Here is a 13382-nt window from a genome sequence, read left to right as displayed (position 1 = left end):
AGCATTAAGGGCGAGAGCCTGGCCGCAGCTGGGGAACGTAATTCCGGCCTGGCGGTCAGCGTTGATTGGGCGGCGGTCCTTGCCGTCGCAGCTTGGGGGCTGATGGGCGCACCCAGCGGCGGCTACAACGACGGTCAGGGCAAGTAGACGTAAAACGATCTTCATTTTTGCTTTCCTCACACGCACAAAAAAGACGGATACATAGCAACACTTTACTATGTTCCGTCTATGCAGAAAAGGCGTTTCCGTATCTAGGACGGCATCCATGCCTTGATTCCCTGTAAACGCGACCAGCGGTCAGACCTTGATTTGGCCACCCCGTGGCCGCTTCTTATCGCGGTTGCGGTTCGGATCGCGGGGACGGCGGCGAGGCATGAGCGAACGTAGAGAACGAGTCAGGAAGCGTGCAGCCAGGCGACCTGCGCCGTAGGAGTTGAACGACACCCCACCGGCCAAGCCCCCCGCCTTTGATGGAATCTGCACCAGACACAGAAGGGAAATCGCGCCAGTTACCAGGAACGGGAACAGCTGGCTAACTTGTGCGGTATTGGTGATTGCAGCCGCACCGGTCGATGCACGCTCATACAGGGTCATCACTAGAGCATTCGCGGCAATGGTCATGATGATGACTAGGGCATAGTTAGCGAGTTGCTGCACCCAGCGGCTAAAGAAATCGGATGTAGATTGGAACATCAGCGAGAAGATGAACAGCGGTCCGATTGCCATGATGATAGCCAATGCGATTTTGGCACCGACGATCAAGAAGCACGCATAGGCAGTTACCAATATCGTTTGGCCCCAAACCAGGATAGCGACCATATACATGCCAGGGTCACCGACCAATATACCGGCTTGGTCCCAAAACTTTTTACCGGCTTCAAAACCTTTACCCAGGATGCTATCTAGCGAACCAAAAATGGTGCTGGTATCCGAGGCACCGAAGAACGACTGTCCAAGCTCCAAAGGGGCTACGCTAAATGTGTTAACGACATACTGGTTGTATGCGGCGAACTGAAAGCCGACATAGAGAATAATAACCATTTTAAAGATGCGCTGTAGGCCATCCATCATGGGCTCTTTTGTGCCACCTCTCAGCAACGCATAGCCCCAAAACATGACGTATACGGCCAGTAAGGTGTTTACCGCAGGTGCAATAGCGTTGGCGACGGCGACGACGTTCTGCGTAATGAACGCGTTGGTCATCCCGTCTACGAACGTCAGCACCTGCGTATAGGTTTGCGTAGCCATAGCCTGGACTCCGAGTTATTGCCCCTTTGCAGGGGCTTTTTTAAACGAGTCCGGGGCGCTGGTATCCAGACTTGGGAAAGAAGTCTCACCGGACCTTTCGGCCCGGCATTCAGCGTCACAAACCACCTTATCTTTTTCGTCCCAGCAACCCGAGAGGCAGACCAGGACAGCAGCGAGAGCAAAAAACCGTTTCATGTTTTCTTTCCGTAGTCAGTTGTTAGGAATCGAGGTATCCAAGGCGGGGAAACTGTCGTTACTCCCGCTAACCTGCATGCGCATTTCGTTTTGCATCTGGCGCGCTGCGGCATCATTCGCTTGCGTCAGTTGCAGTACGCTTTGTAGTTGCGCCTGGTCGTTCTGCAACTTGGCCTGTTCAGACTGCGCAACAGCTTGCAGGTCCATAATCGCTTTCGGGTCAGTTGAAGAATTGATACTGGAGGAAAGGCGTTGCAAGGTCTGCACACGTGTCGCGGAGTTGTTGTAAGCCGCCTGGCCAAGAGCTTGTTGGTTCGCACTCATGTTGCGCATGTTTGACAGATAGCTTTGCATCTGTGGCGACAAAGACGCTGCTTCGGAAGAAGAAAGGACAGATTGCGACTCACGAATTTGATTAGCCGATGTGGCCAAGTCGCCGTAAGTCGGACCGCTGTTGCTGTTCAACAGGGCCATGCTTTCATCCCAATTATCAGGTAGGCCATTTCGCGGCGAGTCGGACATAAGCCCGCCCATGCCGCGATTGCCGGTCAACGAGCCATATTGCTGCTTGGCCACGTCAAGGTTGTTCTTTATCTCGGTCAGCTGGTTGCTCAGAATGACGCCGTTTGCAATGGCCTTCTCGATGGCCAAGGCGTCGATAACAGGCACGATATCGGCATGGGCGGCCCCCGAGCTAATCGCGGTGGCCAGTCCGATGGCAACGGTGATGCGTTTGAAGTTCATCATGATTTTCTCTCCGCAGCTTTGAAATGTGGTAGCCAGTTTTCTGGCTCGTCGCCGTATTCAGCCCGCAAGGCGTCGACCATGGCGACCGTGTGTTTCTTACTCGACAGAACGTCAAGTTCAAACTTCATACCTTCCATGTCGAACTTGCAGACCACAGAACTGTGCCCTTGTTGCAACACGAAGATCCGGCTGGACTCCGGGTCCGTCTCTTTCACAAGCTGGAACACCCGGTCAGATACGCCGAGCGTCTTGTATTGCTCGTAATCCGCCTTGTCATTGGGGAACAGGATTTTGTTTGGCGTCTGCTCGATCAGGGTGTGCGCGATTGGGCTTTTGAGCGCGTCCTTTGGCGACTGGGAATCCAGCACAACGAACCCATTGTTCTTACGGATGGTTTTCAACTGATCTTCTACGAAGTCCTGGAACGGCGCGTCACCCAGCGCCTTCCAGAATTCAGCGATGAACAGGGCGAACCGCCGACCATCTACCAACGACTGCACCAGGTGAAAGAGGTACATATTGATCGGGGCGCGCAGCTCGTCACTGTTCAGAAACGCGGTTACGTCGAAGCCTGTAATGAGCGCATCGCCCAGTGACCCGGCCAGCGTGTCGGTTTTGTTGTCGAACACCCAGGCGTTTTCGCCATCAGGTTGGCCAGCGCGACGCGCATAGCACCAACGCTGGAGACGCTTGTAGATGATCGAATCCACGTCCAGGAAATCAAGCACCCGGCCCAAGCGCCGGTGTTCCAGATCTTTGCGCAGTACCGAGTTAACAGCCGCCTCGATCCGCTCCACATCGGTAACGTCCAGTGCGTCTACATTCCCTTGCGGCGCCGCAAGGTAGAGCGTCAGACGTTTAAGGAAAGGCATGGTGATAGGGTTGTCTTTGTCCAACTGGAACGGGTTCCAATTGGTCGGCACGCCGCTTTGAACCGGATAGTACCGCCCGCCGAGGGCACGAATGATGATTTCCGTATCCCGGTCTTTCGTAAACAGCACGCACGTTGCGCCGAACTTGGTAAGCATCGCCAGGTTGAATGCCACCCAAGCGGTTTTACCTGAGCCGGTAGGGCCGAGCACCATCGTATGCCCGACGTCCTTAATTTTAACGTCGTTCTTATCCTGCGGATCAGAGGAATGGAACGAGAAGTAATAGGGCGTTCCGGCTGTAGTCATATACATAGTTAACGCATCCCCCCAATGGTTGTTTGTCAAACGACCAGATGGGAAGTTATGCAGCGGAGCGAAACCGCTAAAGTTTTTGCTGTTAATGTCTGATACTCGCGGACGGTCCTTGAACTGACCAGGGAATTGCGCCCAAAAAGCCGACACAATGGCCAAGTCTTCACGAACAGGCGTCATGCCTGTATCACCCAAAATATCAATCGCGTCCGCCACATTGTCATTAAGCCCTTCTACCGTATCGGACTTAACGAACAAGTTGAAATGATGTTCACCCATAACGATGCGCCGCGATGCCAAGTCGTCAAGTGCATCGTCAATTTCATCGATCTGCGATGTTGCATCATCTTCGGCGGCTTCCATGCGGCTTTGAGCTATGCGCATGGTCCGGCGTGCGGATTCTTGCTTGATAAAGCTAAAGGATTGCGTCAATACGAAGTCATAAGGTGCATTGAGCAATTCATTAAGGAACACCGGGCCGGTTTCGGCGGGATAAGTGCCTATCCCCAGCATGGCCCCAAAATAGGTGCTGGTAGCGCCGCGAACCTCGACCGTTTCATTACCCCAGAACGGGCGCGAAGCGGGCAGGAGCTTACGTAGCGGTGCCTGGCCAATTGCGACACGCTGCCAGCGCCCATTCAGCAAGAAACCCATGAATTCCATGGGTTCAGAGCAGTAGACGCCTTGATGTTTGTATATGCCCAGTTTTTCGGCATCGTAGCGGCGCAGCGTTCGCATGACCTGGCGAACGACCTTATCCAGCTTCTCTACCGCCTGTTCGCGCTCGGCCTGGCGGCTGGATTTGTCCGCCTTCGACACCAAGTTAAACATGGCGCTGCCAATAGCGGAGGGGAACGGGCGGTAAACGATTGTCAAATAAAGCTCATTGACGCGTAGTTTCTCGTCTGACAGCCGAGACGAGTATTTATCATTCAGGTCTTTGGCAAACCCTTCTGGAAACTCACCTGGAGGAAATCTATGTTCCCTGCGCCGGATAATATGCTGCCACACGCCGACGTTGTGGCTTGATATATTCTTGAGTAACGCGTTAAGACGCTTATGCCAGATATTAACCTGCTCGTCATCGGCACTTTCAAAGCTTGCACCGGTTAGGCGGATTACTTGCATATAATCCCGGTTTTTCGTCATCACCGTGTGGCGATCTACGTGGACCTCAAACGGGAGCCGCTCAGCAACTGGCGGCTCATGTTTGATAACCTTTTTCCTCAAAGTCTCGGCAAAGCTCATAGCAATCCCCTTTTCTGGAGTTTGCGCAATTTGCGCTTACTCAGTTTCTTTCCGACGTTGAACTCAAGGGGACTGTATGTAGCGGCGCGCCAGTAATAGAAGTTACCGAGGAACGCAAACGCCTTAGTCCTACCCCATAGGTAGATCAGTTCAAACGCCCGAGGGTCGTAGAGACAGATGCAATACAGCATCAGGTGAATAGGGATGAAGGCCAGCAGCCACAACAAATTTTTCGTGAGTACGAAACATTCGATGGTGAACACCATGTTGATGATGAAGGCTTGCCAGGTGACTCCCCAGCGCATCGTGGGACGCGTAGGCCCCACGAACAAGGTATCAACTAGGATTCCGTCGTTCTTATCCATGTGGGGCCTCGCTTTGGTGTGGCTCGGTTACACGCCGAACAGGCCGCGAATCCAGGTGACAATCTGGTCGCTACCGAACAGCAAGACGATGCCGACGACTACGCCAATGAGCCACATCCAGTGAATTTTGCCAAACAAGGCTAGGGCACCTACGACCATCACCGCGATACCCGCGACGGGGGTCAGCATTGCCAAGGTGTCGGCGGACAGTCCAGTCGCACCGGTGGTAAACGGGTTTGCTGCCATGGCCAGCGCCGGGAAGATCGAGCCGATAACAGCGGCCACGAACGCCAGGAGGCGGCGAGTTGCTACAGGGCGGGTTGGGGTTTCATGAGTCGTCTGTACTGTCATAGTCAAGCTCCAGGATTATCGGTGCATTGGGGCAATCAAGCCCCCGTATGTAGCTGGCCAGGGTGTTCAAGTTCGGCCAGAGTCGTGGTTGCTTCCTCGCATTGAATAGAGTGTTTTCGCCATCCTTCCAGGTTAAAACCACTATCAGGCTGAATTTCTGTTCCTCTTTTACCTCCCTCAAAATGAACTGTTTAATGGCCTTATTTTTGGCGTTGTCCTCTAGCTGGTCTTCATAGATGGACGTCATTTCAGTGGCCTCGTGTGTTGAGTGTTGGGCCGTTATCGTATCCTTTTCGGATTGTTTCGGCTTCACCTCGCCACACATCGTGGCCACACCCTTTGGCATATTGCCGCTTCGGTTGTGTCTAGTTTGTGGCTCCAGAACTGGCCTCCTTGTCACCGGCTTCGGGTGATTTTTCCAGGGCTGCCCCGCTGTCCTGATCGTCTTCGGGGGATGCTGCGCGCACGTTCTGTTTGCGCTTGTACACGTCCCAATAAGGGACATCTGCCGGTGCTTGGGGGCTGTCCGCCTGGCCCTGCGGGGCCGTCTGCGGGACAAACGCGGGACGACGGGGCCGGGCTACCTTCCCGGCCTGACCGTCTAACTCGCGCTGTAGCGATTCGATGTTGGTTTTATGGCTCTGCACCGAGGCAGCGATCTGCTGCACTTCTTCGGGTGACTTTTGAGCCTTGATGGCGGCGGCCAGATCGGCGTTCGCTTGATCGAGGGATTTTTGTTCCGTAGTCAGCTCATTGGCTAAGATTGCGCGACGTTGCGCGTCGCGATCTTGCTGCACGTCGTTGCCGACGACTGGATAGCTTTCAGCATACGCCGCGCTTGGAAGCGCGGCAGATGCGCATATGGCCGCTAAGAGCGCGAGTGGTGCCAGCTTCATAACCTCTCCCTGGTCCGGCAGGCCGGACATTGCTTTACTGTGGTTTGACCCTACAGCAATGCCCTTTCTGCTGCAACACTTTTACGATAAGTGTAAATGTGAATATCGTATAGTTGTTTACCGTTCCGGTTCAGCTTCCAGCTTTCCCGGCGTGTTCTCCTTCGCAGCTGCGCGCTGCTGGGCTTTAAGCTCAATATTCCAGTCTTTCCCAGCGGTCGGGCGTTGACGCTCAACCTCTTGGCTCACAGCCTCTTTGAGCCGGTCCCCAAGCCGATCACCTGCTTTGTCTGCGTTGAAACCGTCTACGATCTTGTAGCCCTGGCCTTCCAGGTGTTTAGCCGCTCCCTGGAGAATGTCACGGGTACTGCCTGCGGTGCCGATCACCAGCGCTTCGGGGTTCAGCGCCTGATAACTCATGGCCTCAATTGACGACTCTACAAACACCGCCAGTTTCGATGCGGCCTTACCGGTGAAGTACAGACCGCGATCCCCACGGATACCGTGGAAGGGCTTGCTGTAAGTCCCCCGTAATTCCGCACCGGACATTTTCCCGTCCAACGTGCGAAGGGCGAAAACAGCATTGCCAAACTTATCTGCCCAAAGTCGTCCCTTGTCGATTGCCGTATTGACAATTTGTTCCGGGATGCCTCGGGTATTTGTTAAGTAATTCATGACCCTAGCCAGCTTTTTCGGGTCCGGTTCGGGAATTTCCAATTTGGGTTTGGGTGTCGAGTCCAGGATACGGGTTGCCTGATGCCGCGCCTCGGCCTGGTAGGTTTGTACGGCTGCTTCGCGGCCATGAGTGCCGCCGAGCCAGGCCACGGCATCTCTGAAACCGAAACCGCCCAGGTGCATGGCCAGGTCAATTGCCCCACCGCCGCCCTTGTCGGCATCGTGGTTGTAGAACTTTTCGTCCGTGACCGTCACCCGCCCGGCGTGGGTTTTCCAATTCCGCTTTGGGTCTGCGGGGTCGCGGATCGCTCCGAATCCTTCCAAGACGGCTTCCAGTTCGATGCCGCGCGCCTTGTCTATGTCTGACTTTTCCATGGGAGTCCTCCGACAAAAGATCAAAAGATGCTACTACGGAAAACAAATTTCCGCATTGACAGAAACACCTTAACACCCGACAGAAGGTAAAGAAAAGTATGGACTTACCAGATATGGCGGCAGTATAATGGACCCATGCAGACGAAAGGCTGCATAAGCGACGAAGCCCCGGACGGCGGCAACCGTACCAGGGCTTCTAATCACAGCTAACTAGATGGGAGTTAAGCCATGACTACTCAATATCTTACCGCCGCTGACACCGCAAAGCTCGTTCGCAAAGCGCTGAAAGAAGCGTTCCCGGACATGAAATTTAGCGTGCGCAGTCATACCTACTCGGGCGGCGCGAGCCTCACCGTGGCGTGGACAGATGGTCCGAACATCAAACAGGTTGAGGCCGTTACCTGCCGTTTCCAGGGTTCGTACTTCGATGGGCAGATCGACTACAAGGGTTCTATCTATCACCTGGTGGGCGGCGTGCCCGTATCCTTCGGCGCCGATAGCATCCACTGCCGGCGTTCTTTCTCGGACGTGGCCATTGAGCAAGGTATTGACCGCGTTTTCCGCAAGTATCCGCAGAATTTCCGCGAGGCTGGCATTGCTAAGCCTACGATTGAGGAATTCCGTTCCGGCCGCCTGTGGGCCACGTATGTACCCTTCATGAGCAGCCATTGCGGTGACAGCCTGCAGGGCGAGATTAACGCCGCGATCAACCACCACAGCGACCGCCTGCGGGGCAAGGAAAGCCCTACAGCACAGAGCGTTTTTGTCACGCACGACGATGGCTACAGCCGACAATGCGGCAGCGGATACAGCGCTGTAAGCGTCCACTAACAAGACTGGCCCTTCGGGGCCAGTTTTCATTTCCCGGGCAAGGTGCCGCACCTGCTATTCAATCCCCCGCTTTGCTGGTTTGTACAATCCAATTTTGTGGATTGTACAAACCAAGAATCCGCACGCACACCATCTGGCCCGGGAAATGAAAACAGCCCCACTGCTGGGCGTCTTGACGTTAAGCGGTTTAACCACTAGATTTAGGCGTTGAGTTAAACGGTATAACCCCGGAAACGAAAAGACTATGACCGCACACGCGCAAACCATCATGGCTACGAAGGTTGACGACCGCATAAAGCGCCGTTTCGACGCTGCCATGCGCGCACGCGGCACTAACACCTCAGCGGTGTTACGCAAGGCGATTATGCAGTATCTGAGCGAGTTGGACGCCGGTATAGAGCATCCACAGTTCAAGCTGGAGTTGGACGGCCCCGAGGCCGGAGAGAAGACCCCTAGCCACTGACGGCGGGGCAAAAAAAAAGAGCACCAACGACTAGATATCTTGGCGGATTCGTCGTGGTGCTCACCGTATAGGTGAAGAGAGTATGGATTCCTGCGCAGCTATGTGCAAGATGAGCCGTGATTTATTTCACGTCCGTCTATCTCCTCACCGCCGTTCTGGCGGTGAGTTATGGCCTTAAGAGTCAAAGACAGAGCCGTCTCCGCTCGGCCCAATCAGAGCTTTTTCCAGGAAGGTACCGCCCTTAATCGCGTCCTCCAGGAATGCCCCTACCTGCCCCGTTGCAGCGATGACAAAACCGCTGCGCGCATCCTGCCGCGTGAATACGCCGTCTGCTATCCGTATATGCAGATCAACCGGGAAGGCATGGTGTCGTGGCTAATCTTCGACCTGGATCATTACAACGCGCTGATTTGGGATGACGCCGGGCTACCGCCGCCAAATCTCATAGTGCGCAATAGACGTACAGGCGGAACACACCTCTATTACGCCATTATCCCGGTATGTACTACCGACAACGCACGCAGTCGGCCCATTAACTACCTGAAAGCCATCTACAAGGCTTTTGTGGCGGCGCTCGATGCCGATCCTAATTACCATGGCGGCCCAGTCGCTAAGACGCCTGGCCATCCATGGTGGCAGACCCAAGAACTGCATAACCACGTCTACGAGCTGGCCGACCTGGCCGAGTGCGTAGACCTGGAGCCGATCACCCCATGGGGCAAAGGACCAGACTACGAAGCGGCGTCCCACTCGCGGCACTGTATGTTGTTCGAGAACCTGCGGTTCTACGCCTATAGCATCGTCAACCAAGAGCGCGATAAAGGTTCCTATGACCACTTTGTCCGGCGCTTAACTGCTCACGCACACAACGCTAACCGCTTTGGCGGGCGTGGCTCTTTTATCACTGACTTACCGTTGTCCTCGATCCGGTCAACGGTCAAATCCGTCGCCCGGTGGACCTGGAGCAAGTACACAGGCAACAGCCGGTGCCACCGTGGCGTGATGGAGCTAGACAAAAGCCTTCCCCTGGTCGAGCGACAACGCCTGGCGGCCAAACGAACCCACCAGGAGCGCCACAAGGCCACAGAATCCAAGATCCGTGCTGCGTGTCGCATCCTATTGCAGCAGGGCAAGCCGCTTGCTCAAGCGGCCATTGCGAGCCTTGCAGGTGTTACCAGGCAGACGGTGGCCACCTATCGACACATCCTTACCGAAGTCCGCGTTAACAACGTGGTGCCCTTCAACGCCGGCGCTTTTAGCCAGGCGGCCAGATCCGCCCCGAATGACCAGCCAGAACCAGGCCAGGGCGGGAAAATTAGTGATGTTAAGTATGGTGCCAATCAGATACCTGCCCCTAGGCGGCGCGGTAAGCGACGCCCAAGGCAGCTGCTTTTAGCCTTTGATGACCCCCCATAAAGCATAGTGCGGTGGCTAATGGGGAGTGATTCGACACACCGTAGAGACATTTCCCCCCACACCAAACCCGCAAGGCTTGTGCGTTGGCCAGGTGATCCAAGACAGCGCGACTACGGAAAGAAAATCCCGTCATACCAGCTTGACCACCGGTTATCCGCCGTTTGGATTAATCTGTTTACTCAAGTCAAAAATTAACCTATTCTGTGAGTATTCCAGGCGGCAACCTGGACGGCTAACAAGATGGGAGTTAGTGACTTATGGCTAGATCGAGGCAAAGCCATGCGACGAAAAGAGCGACTGACACCGCAGGACTTCGACACGCTCAAGGCCCATATGGGCTCGCGGTGGAAGCCTGCAAACATCGAGGCGGTGCGCCAAGTCATGGTCGAGGGGCGCAAGCAGAAGGACATAGCCGCCGATCTTGGCGTTACGGAGAAAGCCGTTTCGCAGATGGTGAAAAAAGCATACGACTTGCACCAGGAACACGGCACAGCGCCGGAAGGCTGGGTAACAGTCTTTGCCACCTTACCCCCTGACCTGGCGGAACACGTCAGGCACATGGAACAAACCGCACGGGCAAACTTGAGCAGAGGCAAACAATGAACGTACCGCGCAGATTCAAGCAGAAATCATGGGTTAACCAGAAGGGCGGCAGCGGTAAGTCGATCCTGTCCTATAACGATGCGTTTTACCTGGCTGAACTGGGCAAGCGCGTGCTGTACCTGGACGGCGACGAACAAGGCAACGGCAGTAAACGCCTGGTGCAATACGCTGTTCCTGGCATGGTGGCATCTGATCTTTTCAAGGACAGCCCTCTTGCAGCCATCCAGCCAGTTGAGGGGCAAAACCTTAGCGTCCTAATGGGTGACAAAGGTCTGATCAAGGCTGAGCGCACCACGATGGACGATGAAGAAATGGTAGCCCTGGTGCGTGCCCAAATCGGTCGTATCGCGGAGCATTTCGATTATGTGATTGTCGATACCGCTGGTTCCAACAGCCGTGTGGCTAACGCGTTTCTGGTCAGCTCTGATTACGTGGCCATCCCGTGCCGGATCGACGATTACAGCATTGATGTGGCGAAAGAGGTCTTGAAGCGGATTGCGTTCATTCAGCAACAGTGGAACCCGCACCTGGTAAGCCTAGGCATTTTGCCAAATGAGTTTGACGCGACCCAGCCAGCACAAACCGAATGGCTCAAGCAGTTGATGACCCATTTCCGTAAGTACCTCTTTGGCGGTCTGGTCAAGAAAAGCGCGGCATTGAAGGAAGCCGCGGCTGAAGGTGTGCCGGTATGGCGCTTGCGCGATGAAAAAGGCCAGATCAAAACCGCTGCGCGTACGTCCGGTAAAGAGGTGCGCGCCGTATTTGAAATGATGATGAAAGCGATGGAGCAGGCCAATGGCTAAGAAACTGGACCTCACCGACCTGGCGAACTTTGACCCGACACCGGCAGCAGCACCGGCCGCTTCGGGCGCGAGTGCTGGCCCTGTCCAAGTGCCAACGGGGGACGTTATCCCCGACCCAAAGCAACCGCGTAAGAAGTTCGACCAGGACAAGCTTGAAAAATTGGCCAAGACCATCAAAGCCAGCCGCCTTAACCAGCCGGTTACGGTTCGGCCAAAGAACGCCGATGGCAAATACGTAATTGTCATGGGCGAACGCCGGTGGCGTGCTTGTACCCTTGCCGGACTGGAAACCATACCGGTGATCTTCGGGGACAAGGCCGATGGTTATGACCAAGTGACGGAGAACACGGAGCAGGAGCCTCTAACCACGATGGAGCTTGCGCGCTTCATTGCGGAGAAGATCCAGGAAGGCGACAAACGATCTTATATCGCCGAACGTCTCGGGATGCGTGCCGATGCGGTATCGCAACACCTGGCGCTGGCGACGGCACCGGATTTCATTCAGCAGCTGGGCGACGATACGCAGATCGGTGGCCGTACCCTGTACGAATTGATCCAGGCACACAAAGAGTATCCTGCCGAGGTCGAGCGGTTCGCCCAGCAGCCAGCCGAGGAAATCACTCGGGCATCGCTGGGGCGGCTGGTGGAGCAGTTGCGCACACGCGAAGCGCTGCAAGCCGAGGCGGATGCCCAAGCCAAGGCGCAAGCCGAGGCGAAGGCCCAGCAGAGCGACAATGCGCCAGGCGGTGGCCAGAACACCGGTCCTGCTAACCAGGAGGAAACCACAGGGCCGAAACCTGATGGTGACGGACATTTAGAACGTCCGTTGGATCTGCCGCCGCCAGTGCAAACAACACCAGCAACCCCGGAATCAAAAGTCCAGGACAGTGGCCAAGCTTGGCCAGTGGTTAAAATCCTGGTCGAAGGCCGGGCCGCCAGCCTCACCCCTACCGGCACTGTCCAGGTGGTTTATGCTGACACGGGCGAGATTGGCGAGGTCGATTTATCGACCGTCCAAATCTTGAGCGTGGAGGAACGCAGGAATGAAAGCTCATAAGGTAGCTACTGGTTCACTGCGACTGGCAGCGTTCTCGCTGCTGTCGCTAATTCGTCCGGCAGTGGTGCTGGTCCTGGAGGTCATTGCAGCCCTTTCGCTGCTGGGCTTTCTGGCCTGTGCCTTGTTCGGGCAATGGTTCATATTTACCGTGTTCCTGGTAGCGGGCGTGGTATCTACGGCTTTGGCCTGGAGCTATGATGCTCTGCTAAGCCGCCTGGTCCCGTTCGGCTACGGCTTCCTATCGGAGTGACTGAATGGCATGTATTCCAGGATCAACTAGGCCAGGCCATTGCCTGGCCGTTTTCTTTGAATACCCTAACGCATATATATGTTAGATACGTGTATTTCTGCCGTCTCGATCCGCTTAGCCAGGGTATTGGCGGCGGTATCGACCTGCCACATACTGGTTGCATATAGGGGTTGTACGCCGGAATCCCAGAAATTTCCGTCAGCCCAGCTCCAGTCCCGCCACGAGCGCATCCAGGTCGATGAACTTGCCGTCAGTCTGGAAGGTGTAATGCCCGTTCAGCAGGATGTGCCGCCAGGCCGCTGGCGACATCTGCGTGATCAACGCCAGCGCCTTGGCATTGCCAGCTGCCTCGTACTTCGTCAGCAGCAGGGACAGGATCGCCGAGTTGTAGAAGATGATCGCGTTGCCGATCAGCCTGGCGCACTGGTTGCTGATCTCGATTTCGATGTCGGTGCGGCCGGTCAATTCCTTCTTCCCACCGACTTGGGCGATGGTCGAGCGTAGCTGGTGATAGGACTCAATGCGGTTCTGCGAGCGGTGAACATTACGCTCCAGTTGCGGGTCGCGCAGGTAGCGCAGTGTGTAGATACTGCGGATGAGCTTGTCGAACTCGAAGATTGCGCGCCGCGTCGGGTTCGGCGCCGTATAGGTGCACAGCTTGCGGATCAGCGTGCCCTG

General features: G+C 55.4%; 16 protein-coding genes. 7 read left to right on the top strand and 9 right to left on the bottom strand.

Going from position 1 to position 13382, the window contains the following annotated elements; translation table 11 throughout:
• Window positions 1-297 precede the first annotated feature (297 nt).
• The 8 genes from ACW9JE_RS10950 to ACW9JE_RS10915 all read right to left on the bottom strand — a co-directional run bounded on the left by ACW9JE_RS10950 (window position 298) and on the right by ACW9JE_RS10915 (window position 7281).
• On the bottom strand, window positions 298-1248 hold the full coding sequence (locus ACW9JE_RS10950) for a type IV secretion system protein (protein WP_044466214.1): 951 nt from the start codon (window positions 1246-1248) through the stop codon (window positions 298-300).
• Window positions 1249-1458: 210 nt separating this feature from the next.
• On the bottom strand, window positions 1459-2190 hold the full coding sequence (locus tag ACW9JE_RS10945) for a type IV secretion system protein (protein WP_044466215.1): 732 nt from the start codon (window positions 2188-2190) through the stop codon (window positions 1459-1461).
• Complete coding sequence (locus ACW9JE_RS10940) at window positions 2187-4622, bottom strand: VirB4 family type IV secretion/conjugal transfer ATPase (RefSeq protein ID WP_044466216.1); 2436 nt, start codon at window positions 4620-4622, stop codon at window positions 2187-2189. The genes ACW9JE_RS10945 and ACW9JE_RS10940 overlap by 4 nt, the downstream gene beginning before the upstream one ends.
• Window positions 4619-4987: a type IV secretion system protein VirB3 gene (locus ACW9JE_RS10935; protein WP_044466217.1), complete on the bottom strand. Its 369-nt coding sequence runs from the start codon at window positions 4985-4987 to the stop codon at window positions 4619-4621. Before ACW9JE_RS10935 ends, ACW9JE_RS10940 begins: the two co-directional genes overlap by 4 nt.
• 27 nt (window positions 4988-5014) lie before the next feature.
• Entirely contained in the window at window positions 5015-5338 is a 324-nt protein-coding gene (locus ACW9JE_RS10930) for a TrbC/VirB2 family protein (protein ID WP_044466218.1), read from the bottom strand.
• Window positions 5316-5684 carry a hypothetical protein gene (locus ACW9JE_RS10925; protein ID WP_044466219.1) on the bottom strand — a complete coding sequence of 123 codons (369 nt, stop codon included), beginning with the start codon at window positions 5682-5684 and terminating at the stop codon, window positions 5316-5318. The genes ACW9JE_RS10930 and ACW9JE_RS10925 overlap by 23 nt, the downstream gene beginning before the upstream one ends.
• Before the next feature lie 19 nt (window positions 5685-5703).
• Window positions 5704-6234, bottom strand: a complete 531-nt coding sequence (locus ACW9JE_RS10920) for a hypothetical protein (RefSeq protein ID WP_146034182.1) — start codon at window positions 6232-6234, stop codon at window positions 5704-5706.
• A gap of 117 nt (window positions 6235-6351) precedes the next feature.
• Complete coding sequence (locus tag ACW9JE_RS10915; protein WP_024126032.1) at window positions 6352-7281, bottom strand: DUF3991 and TOPRIM domain-containing protein; 930 nt, start codon at window positions 7279-7281, stop codon at window positions 6352-6354.
• 228 nt (window positions 7282-7509) lie between these two features.
• Between ACW9JE_RS10915 and ACW9JE_RS10910 the strand changes: the two genes are divergently transcribed.
• From ACW9JE_RS10910 to ACW9JE_RS10880, 7 genes are all read left to right on the top strand, one after another.
• Window positions 7510-8112: an LPD29 domain-containing protein gene (locus ACW9JE_RS10910; RefSeq protein ID WP_044466221.1), complete on the top strand. Its 603-nt coding sequence runs from the start codon at window positions 7510-7512 to the stop codon at window positions 8110-8112.
• Window positions 8113-8356: 244 nt separating this feature from the next.
• Window positions 8357-8575, top strand: coding sequence for a ribbon-helix-helix domain-containing protein (locus tag ACW9JE_RS10905; RefSeq protein WP_044466222.1), 219 nt, complete (start codon window positions 8357-8359; stop codon window positions 8573-8575).
• A gap of 168 nt (window positions 8576-8743) precedes the next feature.
• Window positions 8744-9991 (top strand): replication initiation protein, encoded by a 1248-nt coding sequence (locus ACW9JE_RS10900; RefSeq protein ID WP_044466223.1) that lies wholly within the window; start codon window positions 8744-8746, stop codon window positions 9989-9991.
• 279 nt (window positions 9992-10270) lie between these two features.
• Window positions 10271-10594, top strand: coding sequence for a TrfB-related DNA-binding protein (locus ACW9JE_RS10895; RefSeq protein ID WP_024126003.1), 324 nt, complete (start codon window positions 10271-10273; stop codon window positions 10592-10594).
• The gene (locus ACW9JE_RS10890) at window positions 10591-11397 is read left to right on the top strand and encodes a ParA family protein (protein WP_044466224.1); all 807 of its coding nucleotides are present in this window, start codon (window positions 10591-10593) and stop codon (window positions 11395-11397) included. The genes ACW9JE_RS10895 and ACW9JE_RS10890 overlap by 4 nt, the downstream gene beginning before the upstream one ends.
• On the top strand, window positions 11390-12454 hold the full coding sequence (locus ACW9JE_RS10885; RefSeq protein ID WP_044466225.1) for a ParB/RepB/Spo0J family partition protein: 1065 nt from the start codon (window positions 11390-11392) through the stop codon (window positions 12452-12454). Before ACW9JE_RS10890 ends, ACW9JE_RS10885 begins: the two co-directional genes overlap by 8 nt.
• The gene (locus ACW9JE_RS10880; protein WP_044466226.1) at window positions 12441-12704 is read left to right on the top strand and encodes a hypothetical protein; all 264 of its coding nucleotides are present in this window, start codon (window positions 12441-12443) and stop codon (window positions 12702-12704) included. The genes ACW9JE_RS10885 and ACW9JE_RS10880 overlap by 14 nt, the downstream gene beginning before the upstream one ends.
• Window positions 12705-12902: 198 nt before the next feature.
• Here the strand turns inward: ACW9JE_RS10880 and ACW9JE_RS10875 are convergent.
• Window positions 12903-13382 (bottom strand): Tn3 family transposase (locus ACW9JE_RS10875; protein ID WP_457346499.1); only part of this gene is annotated, 480 nt, incomplete at its 5' end.

It is taken from the genome of Pseudomonas sp. SDO55104_S430 (assembly GCF_054070595.1).
The sequence above is the reverse complement of the archived record's forward strand: the minus strand, read 5'-3'. Positions and strand labels throughout refer to the sequence as shown.